The organism is Pseudoalteromonas sp. J2K-J031, from assembly GCF_058197095.2.
In genome coordinates this window covers 539,169-553,132 of sequence record NZ_CM200280.1, presented here as the reverse complement: position 1 = coordinate 553,132, position 13,964 = coordinate 539,169, and the positions used below count along the sequence as shown (strand labels likewise).

Sequence of the window (13,964 nt, the reverse complement as noted above, 5' to 3'; positions counted from 1 at the left end):
TCACTGATGAGGTCATGGGCGCCTAAGTCTTTAGAGCAGTTACTGAATGGTTTAATGTTCACCACTTGTTTGCTGCTGGTGACGTTATTGGCCAGCATTTTTTACTTAGTTGATGCATCTGGCTTAGTGATTACGACCGTTTTAGTCGCCATCGTGATCCCGATAACAGTGGCGGCTTGGCTGTGTAAGACGGCTATTTTGAAGCCTTTTTATAATTTATCGGCGATGCTCGAAGCTATTCGCCATGAAGATTACAGTTTGCGCGCTAACTCACAATTTAGCCAAGGTGCAGTGAATACGTTATGTGATGAAGTTAAGTTTTTGGCCCGCGATTTACAAGCCAGAAAACATCTGTACGACCAACAAGCGGTGTTGGTTTTGGGTTTAATCGAGCAGCTGGCCACTCCGATTGCTTTATTTGATCAAGCTGGACGATTACAACATGGCAATGATGCGTTTTCATCGTGGTGTCAAAAGCCGTGGCGAAATTTAAAATCGAGTCACGCAACTCAACTGGGTTTACAGTGGCATGAGCAGTCCAATCAAGCCAACCAGTGGCGCTTTATGGATCCGCAATTGGCTGCTAAGTGGCAATTACGCCACAGCCAATTGAGCATGCAAGGTCAGCAATTCCAGCTGGTGGTACTGACAAACATTGAGCAAGTGGTGTACCAAACAGAGCAAGCCGCTTGGCATAAAATGACGAAAGTGCTGAGCCATGAAATCAATAATTCACTTGCGCCAATCAAGTCATTAGCGCAATCGCTTGAACAAATGCTCGTCGCGCAAGAGCCCGATGTGTTACATGCATTAAGTGTGATTGGCGAGCGCAGTGATGGTTTAATGAAGTTTGTAAATCGATATGCCAGCTTAGCCACCGATTACGATGTGCATTTAACAGCCGTGAACGTGGCTGATTGCTTAGAAAAAGTCATCACCTTATTTGACTATCCTATCGACAGTCAGCTAAACGCCGAGTTCGTCAGTGCTGACAAAGTATTGTTAGAACAAGTGTTAGTTAACCTGCTCAAAAATGCTATCGAAGCCAGTAAAGATAACGCCAAAATTTTCATTTCGGCTTTACGAAAAGGGCAATGGGTTGAAATAACCGTGCTCGACAGCGGCTGTGGTATCGCTAACCCAGACAATCTATTTGTGCCTTTTTATACCACTAAATCACAAGGCAAAGGCATAGGGTTAACATTATGCCGTAACATGATTGAACAACAAGGTGGCAAACTAAAAGTGAGTAATCGCGAAGAAACAAAAGGTGTGATTGCAAGCGTGGTACTGGCCGCGGCCAACCGATCTGAATGACTATTTTGATATCCGTGCTTCTGAATTAAAAAGACACAAAAATCGTGTTTTTTGGATAAACTTAAAACAAAACAAGCTGTTAAATTAATCGTGGGTATGTTTTTTGATCAGCCCCTACATTGGTTAACGGGCAAAATAACCCGCTTAGTAATGAACGAGGAGTCACCTGTGTTGTAGCAAGTATTTTGCGTCGCGACAAAGTCTGTATGCTAATGGGGATCGCGTTTTGATCTTATCACTAACAAATTAGCTGTATAAATATACAGTTTGGCTGTTGCGCTCCCATATTCAAGAAAATGAGCCAATAGCGCATTTTCTCTTGTCTGAGTATCTTTAGTACCGATAAAAAATTTATAGCTGGCAATGAGTTAAGTTATTTGTTAAAAATGAATTATGAGCGTGTCATCGGCAGAAAGATGCGCGAAGCGCGCACTATAAAATTGTTATGTGAATCTCACGGTAAGGAGTACCAATGAACAAATATATTTCAATTCTAGCGATTTCAATCACTTTAATTTCATCCATTGCGTTTGCAAAAGAAGATAAATTTGATTATGAGCAATTCGTTAATCAATATCATCAAGCAATGACTAATACTCAAAAGCCTGGAGCATCCAAAGAAGATTTAGAGAGTTATCTGTCATTATTGACTGAAGATGTGGGCAATCAGCATTTTCCGAATGCTCCAGATGATTCCAGAGAGCCTGATGGTAAAAAACTAATGCGTGAAGGTATGTCACGTTATTTAGGTGTTCATACAGAGTATGAAGCTAAAATTCTTGAGTATATTGTCGGTTATAATTCTATTGCACTTAAACATGCATTTTCTGCTAAAGGTTTACGTTCTGATGGCTCTGAGTTTAGTTACAGTAAAGTGGTACTCGATGTTTTAGAATTAGAAAATGGTAAAGTATCTGTAATTCGCAGGTACGGTAAATAATTCACATAACAAGCAAATTAATAAGGACAAATAACAGTTGGTTTTTGCTCCTTCGTCGCTTGTTTTAACCAACTGATATTTGCCCATTATTTGGGCGTTATATGCCACGGAGATTCGGCGATGGAAAATAAGCCTTGGCTCGAAATTTACAATGAATCGTATCAAGATTGCATTATCGGAAATCATGAAGGCTTAGTTGAATTAAAAAAGGCCATTGATAAAGCCTTGGATCAAGGTAATTATAAATTACCAGAGAGCTTAGATTCCGATTTTATATCTATACGTGCTACTGAGATAAAACCTCATGAAGAGGAAATACCTAAATCGGATAAGTTAATAGGTTTAGCTGTAATGGCTGGGTTATTTATTTGGGGGCTGGCTTTACCAATCTTTGCTATCTATCAACTTTGGCAATTATTTCAGTAGCATATAACAAGCGCATTAAGCACGGGACTGCTAACAGTTTGCTCGGTTCCGCTACGCTGCACATTTTAGCAAACTATTATCAGCCCCTTATGCGGGCGTTAGTTGCCAATGGGACGTGAGTAGAAATGGATATCAAGATTTCATCAGATAAAAAACTTCTGGATATAGAAGTTATCTATAGCTACATCAGTGAGCGTTCGTATTGGGGGCGAGGCCGTACTAAGGAACAGGTGAAGAAATCACTCGAGGGCTCTATTTGCTTTGGACTATACGTTGACGGGGCGCTTGTTGCATTTACTAGGGTGGTAACGGATTTGGTGCAGTTCGCATATCTTCTAGATCTTTTCGTCTTAGAAAGTCATCGTGGCAATGGTTACTCTAAATCATTACTTGAAGCAGTATTTGCACACCCAGAGCTTCAAACAGTATCTTTTTTGTTACGCACGGCGGACGCACAGAGTCTCTATAAAAAATTCGGCTTTGAGCCGTTGGATAATGAAAATGATTACATGCGCCGCAGCCCTAATCTTGGCAACTAACAAGCTAGTCAAGCAAGTTGCCGCAAAATACGCGGCAAGGGACATCGGCGCTCTGCGCCTTGCCCCTTACTAGAGCGTTAGCTACCTAAAGGAATTGGAGAAGTATATGGATATTATGGAGATGTTAAGAAGTGGTGAGTTGTCCTTAATGGCTGTGATTGTTCCACTTTTTATTATTGTAGAGGCAATAGCTGTTGGTGCCTTGTGTTTAATATTAGCAAAAAGTAAAAATAGAAATAAAGTAGCTGCACTACTAATAGGTATCGTACCATTTTTTAATATTTTGGCGCTCTTATATTATGTTGGAGTTCCCAAACTAGAAAACACTGTAGTGTCCAGCGGTAGCTAACAAGAAATTAAACAAGGACAAAAAACAGTTGGCTTTTTGCTCCTTCGTCGCTAAGTTTAGCCAACAATTTTTTGCCTGTTAATTAGGCGTTGGTATGACTCCCACTGTCAAGTTAAGCACACTGATCCTTGCCTAACTTTTTAAGCCATAATTACTTCAGCTCGAATTAGAGCGAGTTAATACATAGGATGAAGCAAGTAATGTCGTCGGTTATCTTGCTGATATTCGTTGGTTATTACTATTTCTAGTAACAGAGCAGACCTTACTTATTTCGTCGTAGCACCTGTCTTCAGTCTATGTTCGTGGTTCAATGCAGCGTTAGCTGCATTGCCATCCTAACGCCGTCGGTGGTTGTGCCACACCCGATGCTTGATCCCATGCACTAACTCTAATTCGTTTATCATGCGGGTACTCTTGCCAATCTAAGTTTTGCGTTCACTGGCGTAAGCACCACTTCTTTTGCAATTGCCCATATGTATGCAATCATTTCTCGGGCAATGGCGGTGACAACCAGGTTGTAGTGTTTCCCTTTGGCTATCATTTTTTTATAGCGCTTGCAGAGCCTAAGTTGTGCTTTCCACGCAATATCAATAATGTTTTTTGGTAAACCTTCTTGTCGTTTTTGCATATCTGTCGATATATTTGCCGCATACCGGTAAGTGTGTGCACCTTCAACGAGAAGGCGCCTTGCTCGGCCGTTTCCGCATTTTGTGATGGCGCCAATATGGCGTTTACCACCACTCGAGTATTCACTAGGTACAAGACCGAGATAACTCATTAATTTACGGGGATGGTCGAAGCGCGATAAATCGCCAAGCTCAGCAACAACGCCAGTGGCGACCAACAAACGAACACCACGCATAGCTTGTATTGCTTTTACTACAGGGTAATAGCGCCATTGATGGACGTGATGTGTTAGCTCATTGTCTAGGCGTTCAAGTCGGCTTGTTCGTTCATTAATCGTGTGTAAAAACTCTTGTAAAACGATGTGCTGCGCGGGATGTGGCAACACAAGCTCAGTGAGCCAACGTAAATGTTTTTGTGACCAATTTGCAGTGCCTTTGTAATTAATATTATTACGAAGCAGCAACGCCTTTAATTGATATTTGGCATCTTTTAAATCCTTCATAGCTACTTCGCGTGCGCGAGATAAATCGCGTACGGCTTCATCTTCAGGTTCTGGAACATAAATAGGTGTTAAATCTTCAGATTTAAGTAATTTAGCAAGCTTAAGGGCATCACGTTTGTCAGTTTTCACACGCTCCCCAGGCTTTTTAGGAATAAGCGAAGGGGCAACTACGTAAAATACATGACACCCATAAATATCTCGTTGAAAAACCACAATAGTGGGTCTAATTTTAATTAATCATTTCGAGTTTTGGTGGTTCTCATGGCACAAGCAAGACGTTCGTTAATTGACTTAGATTCCACCCCTTCTATTCCCATTTAACAAAAGCACTGCATCAGTCGCTGTGTTCGCAGGGCATTTCTAGCGGGTCTTGATAAATACTCAGGTCAAAATTTTGAACACCGACGTGCGTGGTTAGTTGAGCGATTTAAACGGCTATCTCAAGTATTTGCCATTGATATTGCGGCCTATGCGGTGATGTCGAATCAGCAAAATGCCGGGAGCATTTTACAACAGCGAAGCTGGTCGTTAGGTGTAAGGCAGGAGCCTGAAATATTACCATTTGGTGCTTAGGGTCGATAGAAGTAGGGCATTAAACTGGTCAAAGGAGGAAGTGATAGAGCGCTGGTATCAGTTGTATCACGGCACAATTTTAGTTGACCCTTTCTTAGGGATAGCAGGCGTCAAGGTGAAAAGCTCGATGAAGCCTATATGTACAGCGTTGATAAAACGGTAGAAGTTTGGCGAAATCGTTTATATGACATCAGTTGGTATATGCGTAACCTTAACGAGTTCATTGCCAGAGAAGCCAATAAAGAAGATAACTGCACAGGCCGATTATATTCGCTGCCATCCATGGCGCTCACCCTTCGGGCTGCCTAGCGGCATTAAAATTCATTCCAGATGAATTTTTGGGAGGGGCGCTTCCTTTTAAATTAAGAGCAATCGCAAGCGCTACTGGACGAGCAAGCCGTGCTCAGTTGCATGATGTACGTCGATTTAAACCCCATCAGAGCTAGAATGGCCAATAATCTACAAAATAGCGACTTTACATCAATTCAAGAGCGCATAGTTCATTACAAAAAACAGTCCACGTCAGAAAACACTGAACAAGTTACCCAGCAACCAAAGCAACTGATGGCGTTTGGCAGTAACCAAAACAATCAAACCATTCCTTTTAAGTTATTGGCCTCTTTTATACTAACAGGCTAGAACTTGCTGATTGGAGTGGGCGGCATATTGACCCAAAAAAGCGCGGGGCAATCAGCAAAGCTCAACCTAAAATACTGGTCGAATTGGGAATAGAAACTGCTGTGTGGCTTGAAACCGTACAAAATTTCCGACGACAATACAGCAACTTCGCTGGCCAACCCAGTGCCCTTAGGCAATGTGCCCATCAACATCAGCAAAGTTGGTATCGCGGAGTCGGCTAGTCACAATCATTAATCTGTATTTAAGTAAACATGGCATAGGCCTAGTTTTACTAGGCCTGAAAATCGGATATTTCATATTAATTTATATTCACTCAATATTCACCTGCGGTTTTGCAGATATAAAACCGCAATATATATGTCATTCAAGCAGTCGTTATTCAATCCATTACTCCCTTTGAAATAGATTTTGTATTGTTTTTTAATATAAATTATTTAAAATCAGAGAGATATTTATGAGTGTCATGTCTTTCGTGTCATGTCTTTCTTTAATATAAATTATTTAAAATCAGAGAGATATTTATGAGTGTCATGTCTTTCGTGATGTCTTTCTGATGCTGATGTCTTTCTGTCTGTTATTTGACAAACTAATTATGGCTCTGGCTTTAAGCTAACCCACGAAAATGCGGAGGCTAGCACCGTGTGGGAGTCATAATGTCTAGTTGCCTTATCAATATTGCATGTTCAATTTACTGTACAAGTATATGAGTGAAGACTATACTTGTTCTATTAAATGTACATGTGGAGGTTCTTATGAGAATCGTATCTTTTACTGAAGCTAGAAATGGCCTTAAAGGTGTTTTAGATGGTGTAGTTAATGACGCAGACACAACTGTCATTACACGTCGTGACTCTGAAGATGCTGTGGTTATGTCTTTAGACTACTACAACAGTCTTATGGAGACAGTGCACTTGCTGCGCTCTCCTCAAAATGCTGAACACCTAAACCGCTCAATAGCACAGTACCGAGCAGGTAAAACAACCGCACGAGAGTTAATCGATGAGTAGTAGCCAACGTTTACTATCGTGGACTGATGAGGCTTGGAGTGGCTATCTGTATTGGCAAACCCAAGATAAGAAAACCCTCAAGCGTATCAATAAACTCATCAATGATGTTAAGCGTTCTCCTTTTGAGGGTATTGGTAAACCTGAGCCGCTAAAAGAGAACTTATCTGGCTTTTGGTCTCGCCGCATTGACGACACGAATAGACTTGTTTACGCAGTCGATGATCAAGCAATAACAATAATTTCATGTCGTTACCACTACTAAATTCGGTCCAGCTGTCGGGCATCTAACAAGATAATTGGACTCCCAACTTCTCCACTGAAGTAGAAATTATTTCCGGAGTTCGATTGTGAATAAGTTAAGAATTGGTGTCGATTTAGCTCATAAATTAAAAAAAATACATGACACCCATAAATATCTCTTTGAAAAACAAGAATAAAAAATAAGACACCCACAAATATCTCGTTGAAAAAGCACAATAGTGGGTCTAATTTTAATTAATCACTTCCTGTTTTGGTGGCTACTTTTTACAAAAAAGGGGCACAAGCAAGACGTTCGTTAATTGACTTAGATTCCACCCCTTCTATTCCCATTTAACAAAAGCACTGCATCAGTCGCTGTGTTCGCAGGGCATTTCTAGCGGGTTTTGATAAATACTCAGGTCAAAATTTTGAACACCGACGTGCGTGGTTAGTTGAGCGATTTAAACGGTTATCTCAAGTCTTTGCGATTGATATTGCGGCCTATGCGGTGATGTCGAATCATTTTAAGTTATTGGCCTCTTTTATACTAACAGGCTAGAACTCGCCGATTGGAGTGGACGGCACATTGACCCAAAAAAGCGCGGTGCAATTAGCAAAACTCAACCTAAAATACTGGTCGAATTGGGAATAGAAACCGCCGTTTGGCTTGAGGCAGTACAAAACTTCCGACGACAATACAGTAACTTTGCAGGTCAACCGAGTGCGCTTAGGCAATGCGCCCATCAACATCAACAAAGTTGGTATCGCGGAGTCGGTTAGTCACAATCTCTAATCTGTATTTAAGTAAACGAGGCATCTGCCTAGTTTTATCATGCCTGAAAATCTGATATTTCATATCAATTTATATTTACTCAATACTCACTAGCGGTTTTTCAGGTATAAAACCGCAATATATATGTCTTTCAAGCAGTCGTTATTCAAACCATTACTCTCTTTGAAATAGACTTTGTATTGTTTTTTAATACAAATTATTTAAAATCAATGAGATATTTATGAGTGTCAAACATTTTTGTTTTGAGTGTTAAATATTTTGTTCGCACATTTAAGGAAAGTGATGTTATTTAAGTTTATTAAGTTAGTTTTTACTGTTGTTTTTTTCTCTACATCAATAAGTGCCGAGGAAAGTACTGAATTTAAAATTCGAAATACGCATACCCTGCAAATAAAATCTGAAGTAAGCGGATTGGAGTACGAACTGTATATCCGCCTACCTAACGATTACTCAGAAAACACCAAAAAATACCCGTTGGTTTTATTAAACGACACAGGTTATTCAGTTGCAGTGGCCAGTGGCATTGTGCATCTGATGGCCGGCAGGGATATTGAGGATGTTATTATTGTAGGGGTTTCATATTCCAAAGGGCATAATCCTTTGCTTAGTCGCACCAGAGACTACACACCAACATTTGCTCCAAATGAAAAAAGGGGGCATTCGCTCGAAGTTCAAAAGTATTCAGGCAAAGCCAGTCAGTACATTAGTTTCATTTCAGACGAGGTTTTACCTCTTATTAGTCAAAAGTATCGAATCAGGCAGGATAAAAAAGTATTTGTTGGTCATTCATATGGCGGATTGCTAGGCGCCAACATCTTGATCACTAATCCCGAACTATTTGATTACTACATCTTAGGTAGTCCTTCGTTCTGGTACGACAACAAAGCGATGTTTAGGCTTGAAAGTGACTATGCAAAAAGTAATAAGAGCATGAAAGCGAATGTTTTCATGTATATAGGTAGTCAAGAGGGGAGTATGGTCAAAGAAATGCTGGCATTTGAGAGTCAATTGAAATCAAGAGATTATCAAGGGTTAGTTGTGCGCTCCAAAGTATTGTCAGGATTGACTCATCACAGTGCTTTTGCAGTGCTATTAACGGATGGTCTTCAAAAAGCTATTCCAAGGCAAAACAAAGGCAGCTAACAAGTTTAGTCAGCGGATGCCAAACGGCACCGCTGCTAAAAGCGTTGAAGCTGTAGAATTACTCTTTTTTAAGAAAAACAGGTTGTTTTCTGGGTTCCAAATGCATTAGCTAATGCCTTAAATGCGCTTGGGATTGGTTACAGACGCTCGTTTTTTAGTTAAATTTTGCTGTTGGAGTTTTTCTACAGACTCGTTATAGCACAGAATCAACTTCTTGCTCAAAAAGGTTAATTGAACCATTATTTGTACGTTATTTTGTACCATTTGGAGTTCAATATGAGTCGTATTCATTTCGATCAAGATATTCAGCCGTTATCTGAATTTCGTGCAGGTGTCGCTTCTTACATCAAACAAATCAATGAGACTCGCCGTCCATTGGTCATCACACAGCGTGGCAAAGGCGTAGCTGTTGTTCTCGATGTTGCAGAGTATGAAGCAATGCAAGAGAAGATCGAGTTACTAGAAGAAATGCGCACAGCTGAAGCTCAATTAGCTTCAGGCCATGGTGTTTCAAATGATGATGCTCGTGCTCAAGTACTGGGGCGCATTAAGAAGTGAAAGTAGTTTGGTCTCCATTAGCGCTTCAGAAGTTAGGCGATGCAGCGGAATTTATTTCTTTTTAGGAATTAACACTACACTTCTTTCTTTGCTTGATTTTTAACCTTGAACCCACCGAATTACTGTGATCTAATCGTTATTATTCACCCTCGGTAAACTGATGTAGCTCTTTCGTTGGGTGAGGAGTCAAGCCTGACTTATCCTGCTAAAATAAATTCATTTTAATCAATTTCGCTGAGCAAATATTGCTAGGTACATTTTCGATCATGCGCTTTGTTATATTGTCGAAAATAAGCTCGATTTATCGGGCTTTGATACGTGGTATAACAATAATAAAATCGGCGTGTTCGCCTTCGGTGATGTTAAAGCCTGTGAGCATAATACTTTATTGATGAGACTCCCTGGCAATAAATAGCGGGTGATGTGCAATCGCATTACAGGTCGATAGGCGCCTTTGTGACTAAAATGCACTAGTAAATTGAACATCGAAGCGTGCTTGAAAGGTGAGTATCAGGATGGTTAAAAAATTTTTATTTTGCTTGTTTTTTATCACGCCCTAGACAGCCATAATTAGATGTTGCAGAGTATGTACAACATAATGAAATAAAGGGAATAAATATGTTTAGCCACATTATGATTGGTTCAAATGATATTGAAAAATCAAAGGTTTTTTACGATGCGATTATGGCGGTTTTGGGTTACCCAGAAGGGGTGATTGATGGGAAAGGGCGTTGTATTTATATGAGTAAAGAAGGTATTTTGGGGATCACAAAGCCAATTAATGGTGAGCCAGCGACACATGGTAATGGAATGACCATTGGTTTTAGGGTGGCTAGCCCTGAATTAGTTGAAGCATGGCATGCAGCAGGTATTGCTCATGGTGGCATGGTGTGTGAAGAACCGCCAGGTGTGCGCACTGTTGCCCAAAGGAGTTTGTATTTGGGTTATTTACGCGATCCTTTTGGTAATAAGCTATGTGCAACCCATTTATTGGGATAAGTTTGATTGTTTTTTAATCACTCACCTCATCATTGCATGAGGTTTTTTGCTTTTTATGGCGTTGAATTTCGCTGCGGTGATATTTATTGGCTGTGTAATAACACTGTGTAATAACACTGTGTAATAACACTGTGTAATAACACTGTGTAATAACACTGTGTTATTGAGCGGTGAGTGAGTTGGAATGGTTTACACTAGCGCCATGCTTTGAAAAGTAAGCCTTTAATATTTTAAGTACTTTTTTGACTTTGTAGGGTGTGTTATTACTTGGGGTGAGGGCATAAATTGGGTGCGAGGGCATGTGCCAGTTAGGCAAAAGCTTGACTAATTCGCCACGAGCAAGATGCGCTTGAATTTCTAACTCAGGTAGAATCGCAATACCTAGCCCTTGGCTGACATGGCTAATGAGCGAGTTTAAATCGTTAAACTCTATTTGGGGGGCGATTGTGAAGGTTACGCTTTGTTGGTGCTGCGTTGTTAAGCACAAATCACTCAGTACACCATTAAATCCTAGTGCTAACCAGGTATGATCCGTTAATGCTTGTGGCGTGGTGGGATAACCGCGCCGTGCAAGGTAGCTTGGGCTGGCATAAATGTGTTTAGTGCTGTGCCCAAGCGGGTAAAAATACAGTTGTGAATCTCGCGGTGTGCCGACATCAATTACAATATCAATACCTTGAGAGATTGGATCGATTAAGGCGTCATTGGCATAAATACAAATTTTAAGCTCGGGGTTCTCAATAATTAGAGTTGATAACGCTTGGGCAATAGGTTGAGTTGATAAGCCTACAGGCAGCGCAATGCGTAATTTTCCAGTTAATGAATGTTTGACTTCATGCACCGCGTTTTCGGCTGCTTTTGCGGCTTCGAGTGCTTTTTTACCTTTAGCATAATAACGCTCGCCTGCTTCAGAAAGGTCGAGCTTGCGTGTGGTGCGGTTGAGTAAGGTAATACCCAGTTCCATTTCGAGCCGAGAGAGGTGTTGGCTGATGGCAGATGTCGTCATGCCTAGCGATTTTGCTGCTTTGCCCATTGAGCCGCAATCGACGACCTGACAAAAAATCCCATTCAGTTTTAACCGTGCTAAAAATTGCCCGTCCATGAACGCCCTTTTGATTGTTAAGTACAGCTTAAAAGTATTGTAAGTAATACGTGTCTATTCGCAGCGAAACAAACTCTATACCATACGCGCACTCTAGTTTCGTGAATGATAATCAATATCATTTATGAAGTCTTGTTAATTTTAAAGGGATAGCGAAATGAATGTTAAGTACTCGGCCATTGCGTTGGCTTTATTGGCGGCCCAGAACGCAGTTGCAAGCGAGGTTACGCAGCTTGAATTGACTAAAGTGAAAACCGACAAAGCGTTAACGGCAATTGAAGTTGATGGCAAAGAACTTGAAATAAAACAGGTGAATGATTTAAAAGGTGCGCTCAATGCGGTGGCCGGTGTTTCTGTTAGTAATACTAGCCGTTATGGACAAAAAACCTATTTACGCGGTGTTGAAGAGCACTCGGCTAATATCACCATTGATGGCGTACGCCAAGATGGCCAGTTGTTTCACCACTCGGGCAATCAAGTAATGGATACAAGCATGTTTAAAGCTGTGTCGGTTGAGTTAGGGGCGACCTCGGTACTCAGTGGTTACGGCGCAAATACTGGGGCAATTAAGTATCAAACTAAAGATCCGAGCGACTTATTAGCTGCAGATGACAGCTTTGGCGCCAATGGCACTATTAGCATGGATTCAGCGACCGAATTCAGACAAGTTAACCTCAATGCCTATGGCCGTATTAATCAGCAATTGAGCTTACTGGCAATGATAACTGCAAACGAAAATGGTGATATTGACACCCCAAATGCAGATCCAATCGTAAACAAACACAGTGAACTTAAAAGTGGCTTAGTCAAAGCAGTATATGATTTCGATACGTCGCAAAAGTTAACGCTGAATTTACAATCCGTTGAAGATGGTGGTAATCGCGCTTTTTCGGGTGAAAAACCAGGAATGAGCGAAATAGAAAAAGAAGAGCTTTATAACGGTTATATCCGCGACACTTACAGCATGGTCTATCTCAATAACAGTGCTGATCCCCTTATCGATTTATATGTGAATGCGTATTTTAATGAAAAATCGATGAATCGAGAGCAAATCAAAGATTTAAATTGGGTAAGAGATGCTAAGGGGCAGTGGCAAATTGATGGCATCGCGCTTTACCCTGAGCGGGATTATTTTTATCAGACGACTGGTTTAGATATCCGCAATACGTCACATATTAATGGTCTAGTGTGGACCTATGGACTTGAATCGTTTAAATCTGAGCAGCGTATTGAAGCGCAAGGGCTGCAAAAAACGACTACAGGCAATGGCGATGTTACGACCCGAGCTATGTCGGTTAATAACGGCCCAACTGCCCGCTTAATCGGCGCTTATGTGCAAACTGAGTTTAGCTTAGGTGATGTGACCTTTATTCCTGGCATTCGTTATGATAGTTATCAGTTAGGTGGTGCGTATGATTTGTCATTTAACGAGTTTTCGCCGAAGTTTACTGCATCATGGCAAGCAAATAGCGATCTTAATTTAAAACTTGGTTACGGTAAGATATTTAAAGGCCCCGGTTTACCTGAAGTATTAATGATCAATAACCAAATAACCCAAGCTGACAAGGTTGCAGCTGAAAGTGGCCAACACCTTGAGTTTAATCTTAAATACGATTTAAGTATTGGATTGGGTTTACAAAGCGCAGCCCTATTTGCCAATGCCTATCAATTTACCATTGATGATAGTTTCCATCCTACAAAAAATACCTCTTTAGGGCGCGGGCGTTTTAACTTAGAAAATAATGGTGTTGAAGCGGGTTTTCGTTTTAGCCACCATCAATTAAGTGGTTATATTAATTACAATTATAACGACGCCGAACGTGATTATAGCGACTATAAAACCGATGATTTGTACTCAGGTAGCCACCAACTCAATGTCGGCTTAACGTATCAAGCAACCGATGAATGGACCACGGGTTGGTACAATACCTTGGTTGATAACGCATCACTGAAAGATACGTATATTAATCGTCAAGGCACGTTAGTCTCAGACCCAATTGAAAAAGTGGGGTATGGCGTGGCTAATATTTGGCTATCGTTCGAACCCAAAGCTGTTGCTGGGCTTAGGGTAAACCTCGCCATTAATAATCTGTTTGATAAAGCCTATCAAAATCATAAGAGTTTTGGCATGTATTGGGGTAATGCGGAATATAACGACAATGAAGTGGGTCGCAATATCAAAGCGTCCGTGAGATATCAATTCTAACTGA

General features: G+C 40.8%; 14 protein-coding genes and 3 pseudogenes. 15 read left to right on the top strand and 2 right to left on the bottom strand.

The window, feature by feature from the left end; genetic code table 11:
• The first annotated feature begins 6 nt into the window (after nucleotides 1-6).
• The 5 genes from AC3KZC_RS19745 (at nucleotide 7) to AC3KZC_RS19725 (ending at nucleotide 3,571) form a co-directional block, all read left to right on the top strand.
• Entirely contained in the window at nucleotides 7-1,317 is a 1,311-nt protein-coding gene (locus AC3KZC_RS19745; RefSeq protein ID WP_490579369.1) for a sensor histidine kinase, read from the top strand.
• A 472-nt stretch (nucleotides 1,318-1,789) separates the two neighbouring features.
• On the top strand, nucleotides 1,790-2,257 hold the full coding sequence (locus tag AC3KZC_RS19740) for a nuclear transport factor 2 family protein (RefSeq protein WP_490579368.1): 468 nt from the start codon (nucleotides 1,790-1,792) through the stop codon (nucleotides 2,255-2,257).
• Nucleotides 2,258-2,377: 120 nt separating this feature from the next.
• A complete protein-coding gene (locus AC3KZC_RS19735; protein ID WP_490579367.1) occupies nucleotides 2,378-2,683 on the top strand; it encodes a hypothetical protein in 306 nt (101 codons plus the stop codon).
• A 125-nt stretch (nucleotides 2,684-2,808) separates the two neighbouring features.
• The gene (locus AC3KZC_RS19730; protein ID WP_490579366.1) at nucleotides 2,809-3,222 is read left to right on the top strand and encodes a GNAT family N-acetyltransferase; all 414 of its coding nucleotides are present in this window, start codon (nucleotides 2,809-2,811) and stop codon (nucleotides 3,220-3,222) included.
• Between the two features lie 106 nt (nucleotides 3,223-3,328).
• Nucleotides 3,329-3,571, top strand: coding sequence for a hypothetical protein (locus AC3KZC_RS19725; protein WP_490579365.1), 243 nt, complete (start codon nucleotides 3,329-3,331; stop codon nucleotides 3,569-3,571).
• 400 nt (nucleotides 3,572-3,971) lie between these two features.
• Here AC3KZC_RS19725 and AC3KZC_RS19720 read toward each other — a convergent pair.
• Nucleotides 3,972-4,883 (bottom strand): annotated as a pseudogene (locus tag AC3KZC_RS19720) (IS110 family RNA-guided transposase); the annotation flags it as partial.
• Between the two features lie 528 nt (nucleotides 4,884-5,411).
• Between AC3KZC_RS19720 and AC3KZC_RS19715 the strand changes: the two are divergent.
• The 9 genes and pseudogenes from AC3KZC_RS19715 (at nucleotide 5,412) to AC3KZC_RS19675 (ending at nucleotide 10,652) form a co-directional block, all read left to right on the top strand.
• Nucleotides 5,412-5,582 (top strand): hypothetical protein, encoded by a 171-nt coding sequence (locus AC3KZC_RS19715; protein WP_490579364.1) that lies wholly within the window; start codon nucleotides 5,412-5,414, stop codon nucleotides 5,580-5,582.
• A 138-nt stretch (nucleotides 5,583-5,720) separates the two neighbouring features.
• Nucleotides 5,721-5,912 (top strand): hypothetical protein, encoded by a 192-nt coding sequence (locus AC3KZC_RS19710; protein ID WP_490579363.1) that lies wholly within the window; start codon nucleotides 5,721-5,723, stop codon nucleotides 5,910-5,912.
• A gap of 752 nt (nucleotides 5,913-6,664) precedes the next feature.
• Nucleotides 6,665-6,919, top strand: coding sequence for a type II toxin-antitoxin system Phd/YefM family antitoxin (locus tag AC3KZC_RS19705; protein ID WP_490313741.1), 255 nt, complete (start codon nucleotides 6,665-6,667; stop codon nucleotides 6,917-6,919).
• A complete protein-coding gene (locus AC3KZC_RS19700) occupies nucleotides 6,912-7,181 on the top strand; it encodes a Txe/YoeB family addiction module toxin (protein WP_490579362.1) in 270 nt (89 codons plus the stop codon). Before AC3KZC_RS19705 ends, AC3KZC_RS19700 begins: the two co-directional genes overlap by 8 nt.
• A gap of 345 nt (nucleotides 7,182-7,526) precedes the next feature.
• Nucleotides 7,527-7,939: pseudogene (locus AC3KZC_RS19695) on the top strand (hypothetical protein).
• 295 nt (nucleotides 7,940-8,234) lie between these two features.
• Complete coding sequence (locus AC3KZC_RS19690) at nucleotides 8,235-9,095, top strand: alpha/beta hydrolase (RefSeq protein ID WP_490579361.1); 861 nt, start codon at nucleotides 8,235-8,237, stop codon at nucleotides 9,093-9,095.
• Between the two features lie 276 nt (nucleotides 9,096-9,371).
• Nucleotides 9,372-9,653, top strand: a complete 282-nt coding sequence (locus tag AC3KZC_RS19685) for a type II toxin-antitoxin system Phd/YefM family antitoxin (protein ID WP_053315988.1) — start codon at nucleotides 9,372-9,374, stop codon at nucleotides 9,651-9,653.
• A 218-nt stretch (nucleotides 9,654-9,871) separates the two neighbouring features.
• Nucleotides 9,872-10,124, top strand: a pseudogene (locus AC3KZC_RS19680) (transposase); the annotation flags it as partial.
• A gap of 147 nt (nucleotides 10,125-10,271) precedes the next feature.
• Nucleotides 10,272-10,652 (top strand): VOC family protein, encoded by a 381-nt coding sequence (locus AC3KZC_RS19675; protein ID WP_490579360.1) that lies wholly within the window; start codon nucleotides 10,272-10,274, stop codon nucleotides 10,650-10,652.
• 160 nt (nucleotides 10,653-10,812) lie between these two features.
• Here the strand turns inward: AC3KZC_RS19675 and AC3KZC_RS19670 are convergent, their stop codons facing one another.
• Complete coding sequence (locus AC3KZC_RS19670) at nucleotides 10,813-11,754, bottom strand: LysR family transcriptional regulator (protein WP_490579359.1); 942 nt, start codon at nucleotides 11,752-11,754, stop codon at nucleotides 10,813-10,815.
• A gap of 157 nt (nucleotides 11,755-11,911) precedes the next feature.
• On the opposite strand from AC3KZC_RS19670, the gene AC3KZC_RS19665 reads away from it, so the two are divergent.
• On the top strand, nucleotides 11,912-13,960 hold the full coding sequence (locus AC3KZC_RS19665; protein WP_490579358.1) for a TonB-dependent receptor: 2,049 nt from the start codon (nucleotides 11,912-11,914) through the stop codon (nucleotides 13,958-13,960).
• The last annotated feature ends 4 nt before the right edge of the window (nucleotides 13,961-13,964 follow it).